Below are 13,082 nucleotides of genomic sequence, written 5' to 3' on the forward strand. Positions count from 1 at the left end.
GAGGAGGAAGATTTATGGCATTAAAAGATGAAGATTTCTTATTGAAAAATGATAAAGACTTAGAGGCTGCCATGGCCAAATTAGGCCTGGTCCTAGATGAAGAAGAGAAGGAATTCGTCGATCCTACCTACCAATTCGCCTTTGACCCAAGCGCCTTAGAAGATGACCAGGATGACCAAGCCAAAGGCAAGGACCATGGACGCAAGTAAAAAACGTTGCGCCTGGGCCACCAATATGCCGGATTATTATCAGGCCTACCATGACCAGGTTTGGGGCGTGCCCCAGCACCAGGATTTAGACCTCTTCAAATGGCTAGTCCTAGAATCCTTCCATGTGGGCTTGTCCTGGCGCTTGGTCCTATCCAAAGAGGCCAACTTTGCCCGTGCCTTGGAAGACTATGACTATGGCCGTATCGCCCAGTATCAGGAAGAGGATGTCGAACGCCTAGCCCAGGATGCGGGCATTATCCGCCATCGGGGCAAGATTCGAGCGACCATTGCTAACGCCCAGGCCTTTCTCAAGGTGCAGGCCGAATGGGATAGCTTCGACGCCTATATCTGGCACTTTACGGAGGGGCAGGTGGTCTTTCCGCCCCACGGGGAGCGGCCGACCCGAAGCGACTTGAGCGATCGCATTACCAAAGACCTTAAGAAGCGTGGCTTCAAGTTTTTAGGCAGTGTGACGGTCTATTCCTATCTACAAGCTATCGGCATGGTCAATGACCACGAGCCAGAATGTTTCTGTTATCAAGCAGTGCGCTAGCCCTTGAGGGTCGGCGCTTTTTTTGCGAACAAATTTTCGCACCTAGGAGACTAAGTGTGCTATAATGGGTAAGGTAAGATTGAACCAGAGGAGAAAGACAATGGCCAAAGATAAAATCGTAATCAAAGGGGCACGGTCCCATAACTTAAAAAATATTAACCTAGAGATTCCTCGTGACCAGCTGGTCGTAGTGACGGGTCTATCCGGATCAGGTAAGAGCTCCCTGGCCTTTGACACTCTCTATGCAGAGGGCCAACGCCGCTATGTGGAGAGCCTGTCGGCCTATGCCCGCCAGTTCCTAGGTCAAATGGATAAGCCGGATGTGGACTCCATCGAGGGTTTGAGCCCGGCCATTTCCATCGACCAGAAGACTACTAGCCACAATCCGCGCTCAACGGTCGGGACGGTAACTGAAATTAACGACTACCTGCGTTTGCTCTACGCTCGCGTGGGGGTACCTTACTGTCCCCATCATCATATTCCCATTCAACGTCAATCTGTTGAGCAGATGGTCAACCAGGTCCTAGACCTACCTGAGCGTACACGTATCCAAATTCTGTCCCCTCTGATTCGTAATCAAAAAGGCCAGCATCAGAAGACCCTAGAGAAGATTAATAAGGACGGTTTTGTCCGGGTGCGAGTGGATGGTCAGATTTATGATGTTACCGAAGTGCCTGAACTAGCTAAGAATAACAAGCATAATATCGACGTCGTGGTGGACCGGGTCGTCATCAAGGATGGCGTCCGCTCCCGCCTCTTCGATTCCATGGAGACCGCCCTCAAACTATCTGAAGGCTATGTCATCATCGATGTCATTGACGGTCAGGAATTGCGTTTTAATGAACACTTTGCCTGCCCGCACGGCGACTTCCAGATGGGCGAGTTGGAGCCCCGTCTCTTCTCCTTCAATGCGCCTTTTGGTGCCTGCCCAAGCTGTGATGGTCTGGGTTCCCGTTTAGTAGTAGATGAGGCCTTGGCTATTCCTGACGAAAATCTCAGCTTGGAAGAAGGCGCCTTTGTCGCCTGGAATCCGATCAGTTCCAACTACTATATGTCCATGATGCGCCAATTCTGTGAACAGGAAGGCATTCCCATGGATGTTCCTTATAAGAAGCTCAAAAAGTCCCAGCAAGCAGACCTCAAGTATGGGGTCAAAGACGGTCGCAGCTTCAAATTCACCTACACCCCAATGTCGGGCACCGGCACGCGGACGGTCGATACGGTCTTCGAAGGGGTCATTACCAATATGGAACGCCGCTACAACGATACGGGTTCCGACTATACCAAGGAAGTCATGCGCCAGTACATGGTCGAACATATCTGCCCGGCCTGCCAGGGCCAACGTCTCAACCCAACGGCCTTGTCAGTTCGGGTAGGGGACCTCAATATCGCTCAAGCGACTGAATTGTCTATTAGTGATGCCTTGGCTCACTTCAAGAGCTTGACTTTTGGCCCAGCGGATGAAGTCATTGCCAAGCCAATTATCAAGGAAGTGACCGATCGCCTAACCTTCCTCAATAATGTGGGGTTAGATTACCTGACCCTGAGTCGGGTGGCTGGTTCCTTGTCAGGTGGGGAAGCGCAACGTATTCGTCTGGCTACCCAAATTGGCTCCAACCTTAGTGGGGTCCTCTATATCTTGGATGAGCCTTCGATCGGTCTCCACCAACGCGATAACTCCCGTCTGATTCAGTCTCTGACACAGATGCGGGACTTGGGTAATACCCTGATTGTGGTGGAACACGATGAAGAAACCATGATGACGGCCGACTATATTATTGATATTGGGCCGGGTGCCGGCGAGCACGGTGGCCAAGTGGTTGCATGTGGGACGCCGGAAGAGGTCATGAAGAACCCTAATTCCTTAACAGGTAAATACCTGTCGGGTAAGGAGAAAATCGCCTTGCCAGCCAGCCGTCGTCAGGAAGACAAGGGCTGGGTAACCGTTACGGGAGCTAGCGAGAACAACCTGCAGAATGTCACCGCCAAATTCCCATTAGGGCGCTTTGTAGCAGTGACGGGGGTTTCGGGTTCAGGTAAATCCAGTTTGGTCAATGCCATCCTTAAGCAAGCCTTGCTCAAGGAGCTGACTAAGGCTAAGACCCGTCCGGGTAAGTTTAAGTCGATCAAGGGCTACGAAAGCTTAGACAAGATTATCGACATTGACCAGAGTCCGATTGGCCGGACGCCACGCAGTAACCCGGCTACCTATACAGGAGTCTTTGACGATATACGGGATCTATTTGCCAAGACCAATGAAGCCAAGTTGCGCGGTTATAACAAGGGGCGCTTCAGCTTCAATATCAAGGGCGGGCGTTGTGAAGCCTGTGCCGGTGGCGGGATTAACAAGATTGAGATGCACTTCCTGCCAGACGTCTATGTGCCTTGTGAGGTCTGTGGTGGCCGCCGCTATAATTCTGAGACCCTGGAAATTAAGTACAAGGGGCTTAACATCACCGAAGTGCTGGACCTAACCGTTGAAGAAGCGGTGGAGTTCTTTGCCGCCATTCCGAAAATCAAGCGTAAACTCCAAACCTTGCTAGATGTTGGTTTAGGCTACATTAGCCTGGGTCAGTCTGCTACCACCCTGTCAGGTGGGGAAGCTCAACGCATGAAGTTGGCTGCCGAATTGCAGCGGGTTTCGACCGGCAACACCTTCTATGTCTTGGATGAACCAACGACCGGGCTTCACGCCCACGACATCCGTAAGTTGCTAGAGGTCATCGACCGCCTCGTCCAAGCCGGCAATACCGTAGTGGTGATTGAACATAATTTGGATGTCATTAAGACCGCCGACTATGTCATCGACCTTGGGCCAGAAGGTGGGGTTCGCGGTGGTCAGATTATCGCTACCGGGACACCGGAAGAAGTAGCCAAAGTCAAGGGCTCCTTCACCGGCCAGTACCTCAAACCATTATTGAAAAAATAAAATAAGACTGGGACGAGCGTCCCAGTCTTATTTGCTTATTTAATGTTCCCTATTTATTAGTTACACTAATAAATAGGGTTTAGCGCCATGATTTTTACGGTCTCTCTTAGTCTTTTTTCACAAAGTCGGGCGAATTTCACAAGAACGTTCGTCTTTTGACTGAAAAATCCTGATTTAATAGGCTTTTGCTTGGCGGGCTCGTCATATCTTCAATATATAATAATTTATATTTTTCCTTATAACTTAGAATAAGTCATGCGCTTAAAGCGGCTGAGACCTGTCAGGCGCTCTTTTCATCCCTAGGTCCGAGCAAATATCGGTCCTAGGCCCTATGTCAAACGAGTGGAAAACTGGCATAATAAGGGTGTAGTTAAGAAACAAGCCCTCATTTAAGGAGTGAGAGATATGAATGAGAAAGAAAGAATCATTGAATTAGTCAAACAACAAGTCATTACCATGGATGAAGCCCTTCGCCTCCTCGAAGCTTCGGCCCAAGCAAAATCAGCTGACCAAGCAGAGGAGCCAGCCGACGCTCAAGACCAAGACCTAGTGGCGGACCAGGAAGCTCCAAGCAAGCAAGAAGCGCCAGCTGACCAAGAGCCTGAGCAGGACAAGAAGGCGGGCTTCGACCCAGAACAACTCAAGGCTACCGTCCAAGAAGCCATCGACAAGAGCCTCAAATTTGGCCAAGAAATCATCTATAGCGTCCAACAAAGCCTTGATGACAAACAAGAAAATAAGCCTGAAGACAGCAAGTCAGCAGAGCCAACCCAAGAAGCCTCTCAACCAGAAGCTTCCATCAGCCAGGAAGAGGCAGAAGCAGCGGCGGCCAAGCGCCAAGAATTAGAGGAAAGCCTGGAAAAAGAAGGCCAAGCCCTCCTAATCGCTAAGCAACGCTTAAGAGAGTTCGAGATTCTAGCAGAATTAGACGAGCTCAGTGAAGAACTCCAAGCCCAAAAAGCCCAAGTGGCAGCAGAAGTCCTGGAGCGCGGCCAAAAGATTGACCAGCTCCAAGAAGAACTCAAGGCCTACAAGCCAGAAAGTTCGGCTTCAGAGCCCTTCAGCCAACGACTCAACGATTTCGTTCGCCAAGTCAATGAAGGCGGCCAACGGGCAGCCGACCACGTCAGTCGAGCAGCGAATCAATTCGGTCAGAAAGCAGACCGCGCTGGCCAACGTATCGATAATGAAGCCAACCGCCTAGGCCAGGTCATTGGACAAGTGGTGAGCACAGCCTTTAAGGCAGCGCGTGAAGGCATTCGTGTAGGTGTGAGAGCCTACGGCCGTTTGGGCAATGAATGGGAGCATACCTTTAACTTTGACGCTAAGGACCTAAAGGTGTTAGACTTTAAGTTATCACGAGGCGATGTCAAAGTCACTCGCGCCCATGTAGATCAAGTCTCAGTCAATGTCAAGGCAAGCTTCTTCGGTAAGATTCCAAATCCTAACCTAGAAGATTTCCAAGCCCACAGTATCCTCTCCCTAGACGACGGCAACTTGCTCTTGCAAGTAACTGACGACCATATGTCAGCGGATATTGAAGTGACCCTGCCAGACCAAGACTTAGAAACTGTTCGGATTGAGACTACCCAAGGGGATATTGAGCTAGACGGTGTCCAAGCTAAGGAAATCTATCTGACGACTGTCAATGGAGATGTCGACCTGTCCGATGTGGTAGCAGACTTATTAGACTACCATTCAACCAATGGGGATTTAGACTACCGCCTAGCAGAGGTCAAACGCCTCAACCTAGAGACAACCAACGGCGATTGCCGCGTAGTGGGAGCCATTGGCGATGTAGCCGCTAGCCTGATTAGTGGCGACCTGCTCTTAACCAAGCGCGATGAGACGCCGGCTGCCATGAAGGTCAGCACAGTCAGTGGCGATGTCAAGATCGCCATTCCGGCTAACTTAAGCCTAGAAGGCAGCGCCCAATCTAGCTCAGGCGACGTGGAACACCGTATTGGCCACCTAGACGTTGAAACCCACCGTCATCACAGCCTGGAATTTCAACGACTGATGACCAACCAAGAACGCCCCGTTCATTTAGAAGTTAACACCGTATCAGGCGACATCCGCCTCAAAGATACCGATTTATAGGAGGAAATTTATCATGAAACGATTAACTCGTAATAGCCGTGAAGGAATGTTTTTAGGCGTTTGCGCCGGTATTGCTGATTATTTTGGTATAGACCCAACGCTTGTGCGCGTAGTCTGGGTGATTTCCGGTCTTTTAGGTGGCGTAGGCTTGTTCGGCTACTTGATTGCGGCTTTTATCATGCCAGAAGCCTAAGCTTAAGTAAGGTAGAAAGAAGGAACGACCATGAAACGACTATATAAATCTACCCGTGACCGTAAAGTAATGGGGGTCTGCGGGGGGCTGGGAGAATATCTAGGCATTGACCCTACTTTCCTTCGCCTAGTGTGGTTTGTCCTCATCTGGCCAGGTTGGGGGACACCTTTCCTCATTTATTTGGTCTTGGGGATTATTCTGCCAAGTGACTATACGGTTGCCAATGGCCCTACCAGTCGCTCTAGCCGCCGCGAACAGGAAAGAGACCGCTATCGCCAACAGGCTAACCGGGCAAGAGAGGAACTTAATGATTTCCTACGTCGCTATCAAAAAGGCGCAGCAGGTCGCGATGTTAAGGCAGAGCCTAAGCGACGTGATGTGACGCCTAAGGATGACTGGAGTGATTTCTAATGCGTCGGATTTTATTGAATACCTTACTCTTTATGGGCCTGGCCCATGTTATGCCGGGTGTCAAAGTTACGGGCTTTGGCGGGGCCTTAATATCAGCCTTTGTCTTCGCCCTCTTAAGCGTGACGGTAAAGCCAGTCCTAGAATTCTTTGCCTGGCCCCTTAACTTCTTGAGTTTGGGCTTGGTCAACTGGTTGATTGCCGGCTTTATCCTGCTTTTAGCTAGCTGGTTGCCGGGTGGCCTTACCATTAGCTCTATCTGGAGCGCTATGTTGGTGGCCGTTGCCCTTTCCCTAGGCCAAAGCCTAGTTGGCCTGGACAGTCCCTATCACGATTAAGCCCCATAAAAGACCGCAGACCGGATGGCTGCGGTCTTTTGCTTAGGGTGGTAAATTCAGCCTTTTCAAGGGTCTGTCCGGGCAAACGAAAAGATAGGAATTCTCCGCCGTCTATGTTAAGATTAGGAGGTAAAAGTCAATGAGGAGGCAACATTTTCATGTCCAGCAGTGTAACCGTCAATGAACTCGTAAAAACCTTAAAAATTCAATATGCTTTTGGGGAAGATTATGGTTCTCGTCAAATATATACTAGTGAAGTATCCCGGCCAGGTCTGGCCCTAACAGGTTTTGTGGAGGACTATCCTTTCGAGCGAATCCAGTTGCTTGGGCGGACAGAGCTCCTCTATCTCGCGAGTCTGCCAGAGGAGCAGCGCCTTTTAGCCTATGAGTCCCTCTGTAATGAGGAGACACCCGCTATCATCTTCGCACGTGACATGGCGGTGCCTGAAGATATCTTCGCCGTAGCAGATAAATATCATGTGCCAATCTTGGTGGCACGCTCTAAGACCACCCGGGTCTTAGCCAACTTGACTAACTTTTTGGAAGGGCGTTTAGCTGAACGTTTGGCTAAGCACGGCGTCTTCGTGGAAGTATTCGGGATGGGGGTCCTCCTGACCGGGGGGAGCGGTGTCGGTAAGTCTGAAACGGCTCTAGAATTGGTCCAACGCGGCCACCGTCTGATTGCCGACGACCGGGTTGAACTCTTTATGATTGACGAATTGACCCTAGTCGGTGAAGCTCCTGAAATTCTCCAAAACCTCTTAGAAATCCGTGGTTTAGGCATTATCGATGTCATGTCTCTTTACGGGGTCGCGGCCATCCGTCGCTCCAAGCGTCTAGAATTGATTATTAATCTCGTGCTAGATGATGGCCAAACCGAATATGACCGTCTAGGCTCACAACGTGAATATGAACAAATCTTTGAAGTCAACGTGCCACGTATCCGCATTCCGGTTAAGACCGGGCGGAACTTGTCAGCCATTGTTGAGTCGGCAGCCATGAACTTCCGGGCTAACCAAATGGGTTATGATGCGACCACTACTTTCAATCGTAAACTAGACGCCCTCATCAAGAAGAATCGGGTTGATAACTAGATGCCAATTTTAGCCATTGATCCTATTGCCTTCCGTTTGCTGGGCTGGCCCGTCCATTGGTATGGCCTTTTGATTGGCTTAGGTATGGTCCTATCCTATCTCTTAGTCATGCGCGAGGGGCGCCGCAAGGGCCTGTCGGAAGATTATCTGTCGGATGCTTACTTCTGGACCATTATCTTAGGCCTGTTGGGGGCGCGCGCCTACTATGTGCTCTTCCGTTTGGACTACTACCTGGCCCATCCCGACCAAATCATTCAGATTTGGCATGGTGGGGGTGCCATCTATGGAGCTATCTTGCTAGGGACAGCCACCATTATCTATGTGGCAAGGCGCTATCAGCAAGACCTGATCCTGACCTTGGATGTGGCAGCGCCAGGCATTATGTTGGCCCAAGCCATCGGGCGTTGGGGCAACTTCGTTAACCAAGAGGCCTATGGACCAGAAACCAGCCGTGCCTTTCTAGAAGGCTTGCATTTGCCGGCCTGGCTCATTGATCAAATGCAGATTCAAGGCCATTATTACCAGCCCACTTTCCTGTATGAGTCCTTGTGGAACTTACTTGGTTTGGCCCTGATCTTAATCTTGCGACGACAAAAAGGCTTACTCAAACGTGGTGAATTAGCGGCCGGCTACTTCGTCTGGTACGGCCTAGGTCGCTTCTTCATTGAAGGTCTACGGACTGATAGTTTATACTTGGGTCCCTTGCGCATTTCGCAGGGGGTGTCCGCCGTCATGGTAGTGCTGGGCCTAGCCTGGATAATCATCAGACGGCGAGCAGGTCACAGTGTGGCCTATTCAGATTTCCAATTAGAAAAGAGGTAAGGACATGAAAATTGCGGTATTAGGTTCAGGTTCCTGGGGGACTGCCCTAGGCCAGGTCTTGGCTGAAAATGGTCATGAGGTGGTCTTATGGGGACGTGAAGACTACATCGCGGACGAAATTAACCAAGCCCATACCAACAGCCACTTCCTGCCAGGCATTAACCTGCCAGCGACCATTGTGGCGACAACGGACTTGAAAGCAGCCTTGGATCAAGCCGCGGTCTTACTCTTCGTCTTACCAACCAAGGCTATTCGCTCAGTTGCCCGTCAGGTAGCGAGCTATCTCAGTCAGTCAGATGCTCAACCCCTCCTGGTCCATGCCACTAAAGGGCTGGAGCAGGGGACTCATTTGCGGGTCAGCCAGATGATTGAAGAGGAAATTCCGCGTCAAGCTTACCAAGACCTAGTGGTCTTGTCAGGTCCAAGTCATGCCGAGGAAGTAGCCCGCCATGACCTGACGACTGTAACGGCCGCTTGTCCTAATTTACAAGCAGCTGAGAAGGTGCAGGCCCTCTTTAAGAATCACTACTTCCGCATTTATACCAATACCGATGTGGTAGGCGTGGAAATGGGCGCGGCCCTCAAGAATATTATTGCCCTAGGGGCCGGTGTCCTAGCGGGTGCTGGCTACGGCGACAATGCCAAGGCTGCGCTAGTAACGCGTGGTCTGGCTGAAATTTCCCGTATGGGCATTAAGTTGGGGGCAGACCCGCTGACTTTCGTTGGCTTGAGCGGGGTAGGCGACCTAGTGGTCACCTGTACCAGTCCCCACTCCCGTAACTGGCAGGCAGGGAATCTGCTAGCCAAAGGTTACAGCAAGGAAGCCATCGAAGAAGAAATTCAAATGGTAGTCGAAGGGATTGCTACTTGCCAGTCAGCCTATGAGCTGGCCAAGGAATCCGGTATCGAAATGCCAATTACCGAGGCCCTCTATGGTCTCATTTATGAAGGTGCGCAGGTCAAGGAAGGCCTGCTTCGCTTGATGACGCGCGACGGCAAGCAAGAAGCCTCCCTGTCTCAAGCGCATTATTAAGAGAGTGAATGATAGAATGGAAAAAGAATTAATTGTAACAGATGTCGTCGTGATTGGCGCTGGGCCTGCTGGCATGACCGCCGCCCTCTACGCTTCACGAGCCAATCTCAAGACCCATATGATCGAAAAAGGCGTTCCCGGTGGGGAAGTCAACAACACGGCAGATGTGGAAAACTATCCTGGTTTTTCACTGGTTTCCGGCCCAGAATTGGCTCAACACATGTACCAAGGGGCTATGCGATTTGACGCGGTCCATGACTACGGCGATGTGAGCCATATTGAAGTAGCAGGTGACCTTAAGCGAGTGCATACCAGCTCCAAGGTTTATGAGGCCAAGGCAGTCATTGTGGCGACCGGTTCTTTCCACCGCCATCTTGGTGTGCCGGGGGAAGAAGAATTGGCTGGCCGTGGCGTGTCCTACTGTGCGGTCTGTGACGGTTTCTTCTTCCACGATAAGGAAATTATCGTGGTCGGCGGGGGTGACTCGGCCGTTGAAGAGGCCCATTACCTGACTCAATTTGCTAGCAAGGTCACGGTCATTCACCGTCGTGACGAGCTCCGGGCGCAGAAAGTCCTGCAAGACCGGGCCTTTGCCAATCCTAAGATTGAATTTATCTGGGATAGCGTGGTGGAGGAAATTCTAGGGACGGATGCGGTTGAAGGCGTGCAAATTAAGAACGTCAAGACTGGCCAAACTAGCCGCGTAGATGCCCAAGGGGTCTTTATCTATGTTGGTTTAGTGCCTAACTCAGAAGCAGTTAAAGATTTGGGAATTACCGACCAAGAAGGCTGGATCATCACGGATGATCATATGGCCACTAGCCTGCCAGGCGTTTTTGCAGCCGGCGACGTGCGTCAAAAGCACCTGCGTCAGATCGTAACAGCCACCGGCGATGGCGGCACGGCTGGTTTCCAAGCCTACCAATACATTGAAAGCCTTAAAGACTAAGCTAAAAAGCCCTGCACTGATAGACAGTGCAGGGCTTTTGTTTGAGCTAGTGCTCTACTCCGGAAAGTGGACCACTGGCTCCCGGGAAATCGCCGAAAATGGGTCAAAAGCTAGGAAAGGCTTCGAGCCAGTGGCCCACTCTGTCAAGTGGACCACTAGCTCCCGGGAAATCACCAGAAACGGGTCAAAAGCTAGGAAAAGCTTCGAGCCAGTGGCCCACTCCGGAAAGTGGACCACTAGCTCCTAGGAAATCGTCGGAAACGGGTCAAAAGCTAGGAAAAGCTTCGAGCCAGTGGTCTACTCTGGAAAGTGGACCACTGGCTCGCTCAAAAGATAGGGCTTGGGGCAGATTTCATGATATCCCGAGCTGTCTCAGCCAAAAACCTAGGCCTAGAGCCGCTAGCTCTCCATTAACCAAACCACACAAAAAAGGACTGGTCGTCAATCCCAGTCCTTTTGCCTTAGTCTTAGGCGGTTAATTTAGCGATGTCTGCTTCAATCTTAGCAGCCTTAGCTTCTACTTCTTCATGCGAAGCGCCTTGGGTACCCAGATAGAGCTTGATTTTTGGCTCGGTGCCACTTGGACGGAAAGCCACCCAGCTACCGTCTTCCAAGACATACTTGAGGGCGTCAGATGGTGGGAAGGTCAAGCTTTCAACCGTGCCGTCAGCCAGAGTGCGTGTGCCAGCTAAGTAGTCAGCCGCGCTGACCACTTTGAGGCCACCCATTTCCTTGATCCCTTCGGTCCGGATTTGTTGCATGATGGCAGCCATCTTAGCTTGCCCAGAGAGACCTGGGAAGTCCACTGCGATAGTCTTTTCATAGAAGTAGCCGTATTTTTCGTACATGCTTTCTAAGACATCAGCCAAGGTACGGCCCGCTTTCTTGTGGTAGGCGGTCAATTCAGCCAAGACTACCAAGGCTTGGATGGCATCTTTGTCGCGAACGAATGGCTTAATGAGGTAACCGTAAGATTCTTCAAAGCCCATGAGGAAGGTCTTAGAACCTGTTTCTTCATATTCTTGAATCTTTTCAGCGATAAATTTGAAGCCAGTCAGTACTTCTACCGCTTCTAAGCCATAGTGAGATAAAATAGCGTTAGCAAAGTTAGTCGATACGATAGACTTAACCGCTACCCCGTTCTTAGGCAGTTGGTTGAGTTCTAACTTAGCGTTCAAGATGTAGTCCAACATGAGAGAAGCGATTTGGTTCCCGGTCAAGAGTTGGTAGTCACCCTTGCTAGTGCGAACCTTAGCGCCGAGACGGTCAGCGTCTGGGTCAGTCCCTAAGAGAATATCCGCTTCTACCTTCTTAGCTAATTGCTCAGCTAAATCAAAGGCAGCGGCAGATTCAGGGTTAGGAGACTTAACAGTTGGGAAGTCACCGTCTGCTTTGGCTTGTTCTTCTACCACATGAATGGTGTTGAAGCCTGCTTGGTTGAGGGCTTTGAGACCTAGATACATACCAGTCCCGTGAAGTGGCGTGAAGACGATGCTGACTTGGTCCGCCATTTCCTTGACTAATTCAGGGTTGATGGTGACAGCCTTCATTTCTTCTAGGTAGGCTTGGTCCACACGGTCACCGATGATTTCTACAAGGCCGCTACCTAATAATTCGGTCTTGTCGCCTACTTCAACCGTTAGTGGGTTTTCCACTGCGCGCACAAATTCTGTTAATTTATCTGCATCTTCTGGTGGCATTTGCCCGCCGTCTTCGCCGTAAACCTTGTAGCCGTTGTAGGCTGCTGGGTTGTGGCTGGCAGTAATCATAATCCCAGCGTAGGTGTTGAGATAACGCACGGCAAAGGATAATTCAGGTGTTGGCCGTAGGCTCTCAAAGACATAGCTCTTGATGCCGTGACGGCCCAAGACCAAGGCAGCTTCCATGGCGAATTCAGGTGAATAATGCCGTGAGTCATAGGAAATCGCAACCCCGCGGTCTTTAGCCGCTTGGCCGGCTTCTTCAATTAATTGGGCTAAGCCTTCCGTTGCTTGGCGAACGGTGTAGACGTTCATGCGGTTAGGACCTGCCCCTAAGACACCACGCATACCTGCCGTCCCGAAGCTGAGATTAGCGCCAAAGGCATCCTTTAAGGCTTCCTCGTCTTGATTGTTGTCTAACTCTTCCTTGAGAACTGGATCAAGGGCGTCGTAATTTTTCCAGAGGTTTAATGTTTCTTGCCATGTCATAGCATTACCACCTTTCAGTATTGCGTCATAAGAGAAATGAAACCCAGTGAGAGGCTCCTCACTTTATGCTAATATTCTACCATGAAATGTAGAGGGTTACTAGTGGGGGTAGGAATTTGAAACGAAGATTTAGCGATAGCACTAAGTTAAATGTCCGGGTCTAGCAGGAGGTTAGCACCCAGAAAGTTTTGTAAATCCCCCCTAAATGCCCCAAGACCGGCAGAATGGAGCGCTTGGCTCCTAGGTCGCTTTTCCCGCCTAAGCG

12 protein-coding genes are annotated in these 13,082 nt (G+C 50.6%); 11 read left to right on the plus strand and 1 reads right to left on the minus strand.

Translation table 11 applies throughout. The features are described 5' to 3' along the window. Positions 1-14 precede the first annotated feature (14 nt). The 11 genes from RWO08_RS03550 (at position 15) to trxB (ending at position 10,628) form a co-directional block, all read left to right on the plus strand. Complete coding sequence (locus RWO08_RS03550; protein WP_314211245.1) at positions 15-209, plus strand: hypothetical protein; 195 nt, start codon at positions 15-17, stop codon at positions 207-209. Further along, on the plus strand, positions 172-762 hold the full coding sequence (locus RWO08_RS03555; protein ID WP_314211246.1) for a DNA-3-methyladenine glycosylase I: 591 nt from the start codon (positions 172-174) through the stop codon (positions 760-762). The genes RWO08_RS03550 and RWO08_RS03555 overlap by 38 nt, the downstream gene beginning before the upstream one ends. Before the next feature lie 100 nt (positions 763-862). Next, a complete protein-coding gene (uvrA, locus tag RWO08_RS03560) occupies positions 863-3,691 on the plus strand; it encodes an excinuclease ABC subunit UvrA (RefSeq protein WP_314211247.1) in 2,829 nt (942 codons plus the stop codon). Between the two features lie 405 nt (positions 3,692-4,096). Next, positions 4,097-5,791 (plus strand): DUF4097 family beta strand repeat-containing protein, encoded by a 1,695-nt coding sequence (locus RWO08_RS03565; protein ID WP_314211248.1) that lies wholly within the window; start codon positions 4,097-4,099, stop codon positions 5,789-5,791. 13 nt (positions 5,792-5,804) lie between these two features. Then, a complete protein-coding gene (locus RWO08_RS03570; protein ID WP_156905288.1) occupies positions 5,805-5,984 on the plus strand; it encodes a PspC domain-containing protein in 180 nt (59 codons plus the stop codon). A gap of 30 nt (positions 5,985-6,014) precedes the next feature. Beyond that, positions 6,015-6,395, plus strand: a complete 381-nt coding sequence (locus RWO08_RS03575; protein WP_291428867.1) for a PspC domain-containing protein — start codon at positions 6,015-6,017, stop codon at positions 6,393-6,395. Then, positions 6,395-6,730: a phage holin family protein gene (locus RWO08_RS03580; RefSeq protein ID WP_291428866.1), complete on the plus strand. Its 336-nt coding sequence runs from the start codon at positions 6,395-6,397 to the stop codon at positions 6,728-6,730. Before RWO08_RS03575 ends, RWO08_RS03580 begins: the two co-directional genes overlap by 1 nt. Positions 6,731-6,888: 158 nt before the next feature. Beyond that, complete coding sequence (gene hprK / locus RWO08_RS03585; RefSeq protein ID WP_303823256.1) at positions 6,889-7,824, plus strand: HPr(Ser) kinase/phosphatase; 936 nt, start codon at positions 6,889-6,891, stop codon at positions 7,822-7,824. Beyond that, on the plus strand, positions 7,825-8,646 hold the full coding sequence (lgt, locus tag RWO08_RS03590) for a prolipoprotein diacylglyceryl transferase (RefSeq protein ID WP_291428862.1): 822 nt from the start codon (positions 7,825-7,827) through the stop codon (positions 8,644-8,646). A 4-nt stretch (positions 8,647-8,650) separates the two neighbouring features. Next, complete coding sequence (locus tag RWO08_RS03595; protein ID WP_314064586.1) at positions 8,651-9,679, plus strand: NAD(P)H-dependent glycerol-3-phosphate dehydrogenase; 1,029 nt, start codon at positions 8,651-8,653, stop codon at positions 9,677-9,679. 16 nt (positions 9,680-9,695) lie between these two features. Next, on the plus strand, positions 9,696-10,628 hold the full coding sequence (trxB, locus tag RWO08_RS03600) for a thioredoxin-disulfide reductase (RefSeq protein WP_314211249.1): 933 nt from the start codon (positions 9,696-9,698) through the stop codon (positions 10,626-10,628). A 467-nt stretch (positions 10,629-11,095) separates the two neighbouring features. On the opposite strand, the gene RWO08_RS03605 is transcribed toward trxB, so the two are convergent. Continuing rightward, entirely contained in the window at positions 11,096-12,817 is a 1,722-nt protein-coding gene (locus RWO08_RS03605) for a phospho-sugar mutase (RefSeq protein WP_314211250.1), read from the minus strand. Between the last annotated feature and the right edge of the window lie 265 nt (positions 12,818-13,082).

The sequence above is a fragment of the uncultured Abiotrophia sp. genome (assembly GCF_963520105.1).
Lineage (GTDB): Bacteria > Bacillota > Bacilli > Lactobacillales > Aerococcaceae > Abiotrophia.

Excerpts from the sequence above, each read along its gene's own strand:
- RWO08_RS03550 (WP_314211245.1), top strand. The coding sequence starts at position 15 with ATGGCATTAAAAGATGAAGATTTCTTATTGAAAAATGATAAAGACTTA.
- RWO08_RS03555 (WP_314211246.1), top strand. The coding sequence starts at position 172 with ATGACCAAGCCAAAGGCAAGGACCATGGACGCAAGTAAAAAACGTTGC.
- uvrA (WP_314211247.1), top strand. The coding sequence starts at position 863 with ATGGCCAAAGATAAAATCGTAATCAAAGGGGCACGGTCCCATAACTTA.
- RWO08_RS03565 (WP_314211248.1), top strand. The coding sequence starts at position 4,097 with ATGAATGAGAAAGAAAGAATCATTGAATTAGTCAAACAACAAGTCATT.
- RWO08_RS03570 (WP_156905288.1), top strand. The coding sequence starts at position 5,805 with ATGAAACGATTAACTCGTAATAGCCGTGAAGGAATGTTTTTAGGCGTT.
- RWO08_RS03575 (WP_291428867.1), top strand. The coding sequence starts at position 6,015 with ATGAAACGACTATATAAATCTACCCGTGACCGTAAAGTAATGGGGGTC.
- RWO08_RS03580 (WP_291428866.1), top strand. The coding sequence starts at position 6,395 with ATGCGTCGGATTTTATTGAATACCTTACTCTTTATGGGCCTGGCCCAT.
- hprK (WP_303823256.1), top strand. The coding sequence starts at position 6,889 with ATGTCCAGCAGTGTAACCGTCAATGAACTCGTAAAAACCTTAAAAATT.
- lgt (WP_291428862.1), top strand. The coding sequence starts at position 7,825 with ATGCCAATTTTAGCCATTGATCCTATTGCCTTCCGTTTGCTGGGCTGG.
- RWO08_RS03595 (WP_314064586.1), top strand. The coding sequence starts at position 8,651 with ATGAAAATTGCGGTATTAGGTTCAGGTTCCTGGGGGACTGCCCTAGGC.
- trxB (WP_314211249.1), top strand. The coding sequence starts at position 9,696 with ATGGAAAAAGAATTAATTGTAACAGATGTCGTCGTGATTGGCGCTGGG.
- RWO08_RS03605 (WP_314211250.1), bottom strand. The coding sequence starts at position 12,817 with ATGACATGGCAAGAAACATTAAACCTCTGGAAAAATTACGACGCCCTT.